Source organism: Pontibacterium sp. (assembly GCF_041587635.1).
Classification (GTDB): Bacteria; Pseudomonadota; Gammaproteobacteria; order Pseudomonadales; family Balneatricaceae; genus Pontibacterium.
On sequence record NZ_JBFGYC010000390.1, the window covers coordinates 1 to 3,931 of the forward strand.

Below are 3,931 nucleotides of genomic sequence, written 5' to 3' on the forward strand. Positions count from 1 at the left end.
ATCAGAACAATCTGTATATCCTCTATCTCTCGCCCTAAATATGAGAAAGGTGTGGTTGTTTTAGCAACCACACCTTTCTATCCATTCAACGAAACCAAATCGTTTTTAGGATGCTGCTTTTACATTATCCAGGTCATACCACGGTGTTGGATTAATCGGGCAGCGGTAACGTACACCGTCTTCGGTAATCGTAACGCGGCTGGTGCGCTGCTGACCGGGTTCCAGTGGAAACATGTCCAGTGTTTCATGGCTTTTAAAGTTCTGAATCTGGAAGCCAACCAGCTTGCCGGATTTATTGGTGATGACAAATTCATACTCTCCCGCTTTAAGACCCGCAATGGTCTCCTCTGCGGCAAAATAACCGTTGTACTGATCCAAATGAATAACGGTGACGCCGTCTTCGCGCGTTTCCGGTGTGCCTGCCGCCGCAAAAGGTGCGAGAAACAGAGCGGTTACAAGAGAGACCATGAGTAAGAAGGGTTTAAGCAGTTTCATGTTGAGCTCCTAAGCCGTGTTGATGTTTACGAGATCAACTTTAAGCGTTAGGGTTGAGACGAACTATGCCTTAAAATCCATAATTTATAGTCATTCGTATTTTTGTGGGGTTTATATGAACTTGCCCGGTAATGATGCACTGAGTCTGATTCTGCAGCGCTTACGCTTAAAAGCGGAGGTGTATGTCCATGCTGATTTTTGTGGCACCTGGGCGGTTGATACCTCGGGTAGCCGTAAGGTGCCGTTTCATCTGGTGGAGCGAGGCAAGAGTTGGCTGCATATGCCAGAGGAGGCTCCGCGTTTGTTAACTGCAGGTGATCTGGTGATTTTTCCCCATGATCATGCGCACCAGCTGTGTAACCAGGAGTCGTTACCCGCGCAGGTGGTGTATAACCAGATACCCGAGCCGGATCCGGCGCTGCCGATGACGACGTTGGCCTGTGGCAGTTTCGAGTTCGCCAGTCAAAGTTTATGGCCTTTGCTGGATAGCTTACCGAAGGTGATTGTGCTGGATCTGACCGATACCCATCGCTTGGGCCAGACCCATAGCTTGATGCAGCTGATGATCAGCGAACTTCAGCAAGGGCATGCCGGGAGTAAAGCGGTAGTGGATCAGCTATCAGCGGCCTTGTTTGTGCATGTCCTACGCAGCCAGATTGAACAGGGTTTTGCGCAAGGTGTTCTGGCGGCGTTGTTTGATCCGCAGATCGGTCAGGCGTTATCACTCATCCATCAACAACCTGCACAGGATTGGAGTGTTGAACGCTTGGCGCGTGAGATTGGGATGAGTCGCTCCGTGTTCTCAGAGCGCTTTCGAGACCTGGCGGGCAAAACCCCCATGCGTTATCTCGCCGAATGGAGGATGCGTGAGGCCAGCGATCTATTAAGCAGTACCGATGATTCGATTGCGCAAATAGCCGAGGCCTGCGGGTATAACTCAGAGGTAGCCTTCCGTAAGGCATTTCGTTCGGTGACCGGACAAACGCCGGGAGCGGTGAGAAAACAGAGCCGTTTATAATCTTTATTTCATGAATTGTGACTTTATTGCCATGATAGACAGCCTGTTTTCTATATTTAATTATAGTTTGACTGGGGGCAGGCTAAAGAATTATTTCGAAATGCGAATGGTGTCTATAAAGGTTAAATAAGCTTTATAGACACGCTCCTTAAGTACTTAAAGTAAATGAGTGATTAGTCAATTATAAATAGATCTATTACTCAAAAACTGAAGTATAAAAGTAACGTCTAATTCATTATGATAGGTTAAATTTTGACATGTGAATTGTGCCGAATTTGGGGCGGTTCCAGATTTTAGTTGCGTTAAATGTCGCTTACTCAGGCTAGTTGAAGCTTGTGTTATTCGCAAACTGAAAAATGATTAATGAGTTTTATCTGTGGTTAGTAACTGACAGTTAATATTTGCCAGTGATAACCCATTAGGAATGTAACGTGCAGGGATTGCTTGTTTTACACGTCTGAGCATTCCCTTCGCACTTCCTGCAACAACTTCGAATTAAGATATTCAAGATTAAATAAGCGTCGTTAGGGCTTCTTTTGCTCTGTGGACCTGCCGCGTCTGTTGTATACGGATGGATACGCTTATTAAAGGGAACTGAAGATGATGAAGAAACAGGACGAAACAGCAGTATCCGGGGTTCTTTCCCGTAAGCCTTTGTTCCGAGCACTTGAGCAGCGCATTATGTTTGATGCGGCTGCTGTGGATACCGCTGTCCAGGCCTCTTTACCCGAGGTCGTCATCAATGCTGCTGACACCCAGGATAATGCTCTGCTGGACAATCTGGCTGAGCTGGTGCCACCGGCAGAGCGTGATCGTGCAAACCTGATCGTAATAGATCAGGGGGTGGAAAATTATGACACCTTGTTGCAGCAGATCCCCGACAATTACAGCGTACTGGTCATCCCTGCGGGTGAAAATGGGCTGGCGCGTCTGGCTGAATCTCTTCAGAACTTCAACAATCTCGAATCTATCCATATTCTGAGCCACGGCGGCGATAACCTGTTTCAGCTGGGCGCTGATAGTCTGACCGCCGAGACGGTGAATCAGCATGCTGATGCGCTGGCGAACATTGGCAATGCCCTCAGTGCAGATGGCGACCTGATGTTATATGGCTGCAATCTGAGCGCCAGTAACGATGGTCAAAGCCTGCTAGCCAGTATTGCGGCCCTCACCGGAGCGGATGTCGCGGCCTCTGATGATCTGACCGGCGCTGAAGCGTTAGGAGGGGATTGGCAGCTGGAATCCCGCACGGGTGATATTGAAGCAGCCACCTTAGATCTGTCTTATGACGGGCTGCTGACCGGTGCGACCTATATCACCACCACGGCAGCGGGTGAACTCGATCAGCAACATGATGCCAGTGACCCTATCGAATTCACCATCAACGTAGACGGAGACTTGCCGACCACCCGTGCACACCTGACAATTTATGCGGGTGATATCGACGAAGAGCAGGGTGAGCTGGATGAGGTTTATCTTAACGGCACGTTGCTCGGCAGCCTGAAAGGTGTTGATGGAAAATGGAGCACGACCACCTTTGAGGTCTCTGATCTGTCCCTGATAAAGCAGGGGGCGAATGATATTCTGGTCAAAGTAGATGCAGACAATCCGAATCCTGAGAGTCCGATCTGGAAAGCGCAGGTTGACTGGGGTCAGCTGCTGATTGATGGCGGCTCACAGGAGCATGGTTCACTGGGCGATTCAGCGTTAACGGCTGTTAGCATCAATGAAACCACCGCAACGCTGACCAGCCAGGTAACGATCAATGTTGCGACATCCGGCACCTATATCCTCGAAGCCCAGCTTGCCGATCAGGCGAGTGGAAATATCGTCGATATTGCCGAATACCAGTTTAGTGGCACAGCCAGCCAGACGTTACAGATCAGCATAAGCAGCCGCTATAGCATTTCAGCACCTGATGGTGTCTGTGTTATGGGCTTTAACCTGTTTTATCTGGACGGTGGCGACCGGATATTGCAGAGCCAAACGGATTTCACCTTTGATACTGTGCAGGGTGAGGGGCCATCGACCACGCCAGATTCGGCTGATAATACGGTGTCATTTAACGGTGCCGGAGAATATGTTTTCACCGTTGCTGATTTCAATTTTTCCGATGTTGATGGCGATACACTGGATGCGGTTGTCCTTAAATCCCTGCCATCACCGGGTGAACTGACATTTAACGGTTCTGCAGTCACTTCCTTGATCAGCATAACCCAAACCGATATTGCAGCGGGCAAGCTGAGATATACCTCTGCCGAAAATGGCTTTGGTTCCGGGTATAGCAATTTCCGCTTTACCGTCAGCGATGGCAGCAATCAATCCTCCGAATATACGCTGACCTTTGATGTGGATGAACCCATCTATATTCGTCTGAGCAGCAGCGCCCTGAATCAGTCGGATGGACAAAACCACCAA

3 protein-coding genes are annotated in these 3,931 nt (G+C 49.1%); 2 read left to right on the plus strand and 1 reads right to left on the minus strand.

The window, feature by feature from the left end; all coding sequences use genetic code 11:
* Positions 1-105 precede the first annotated feature (105 nt).
* The gene (locus ABYW01_RS16090) at positions 106-495 is read right to left on the minus strand and encodes a hypothetical protein (RefSeq protein ID WP_372834615.1); all 390 of its coding nucleotides are present in this window, start codon (positions 493-495) and stop codon (positions 106-108) included.
* A 115-nt stretch (positions 496-610) separates the two neighbouring features.
* On the opposite strand from ABYW01_RS16090, the gene ABYW01_RS16095 reads away from it, so the two are divergent.
* Together ABYW01_RS16095 and ABYW01_RS16100 are read left to right on the plus strand one after the other, a co-directional pair.
* Positions 611-1,513, plus strand: coding sequence for a cupin domain-containing protein (locus ABYW01_RS16095; RefSeq protein WP_372834617.1), 903 nt, complete (start codon positions 611-613; stop codon positions 1,511-1,513).
* Between the two features lie 600 nt (positions 1,514-2,113).
* The coding region (locus ABYW01_RS16100; RefSeq protein ID WP_372834619.1) for a DUF4347 domain-containing protein at positions 2,114-3,931 on the plus strand (1,818 nt) is incomplete at its 3' end.

Excerpts from the sequence above, each read along its gene's own strand:
- ABYW01_RS16090 (WP_372834615.1), bottom strand. The coding sequence starts at position 495 with ATGAAACTGCTTAAACCCTTCTTACTCATGGTCTCTCTTGTAACCGCT.
- ABYW01_RS16095 (WP_372834617.1), top strand. The coding sequence starts at position 611 with ATGAACTTGCCCGGTAATGATGCACTGAGTCTGATTCTGCAGCGCTTA.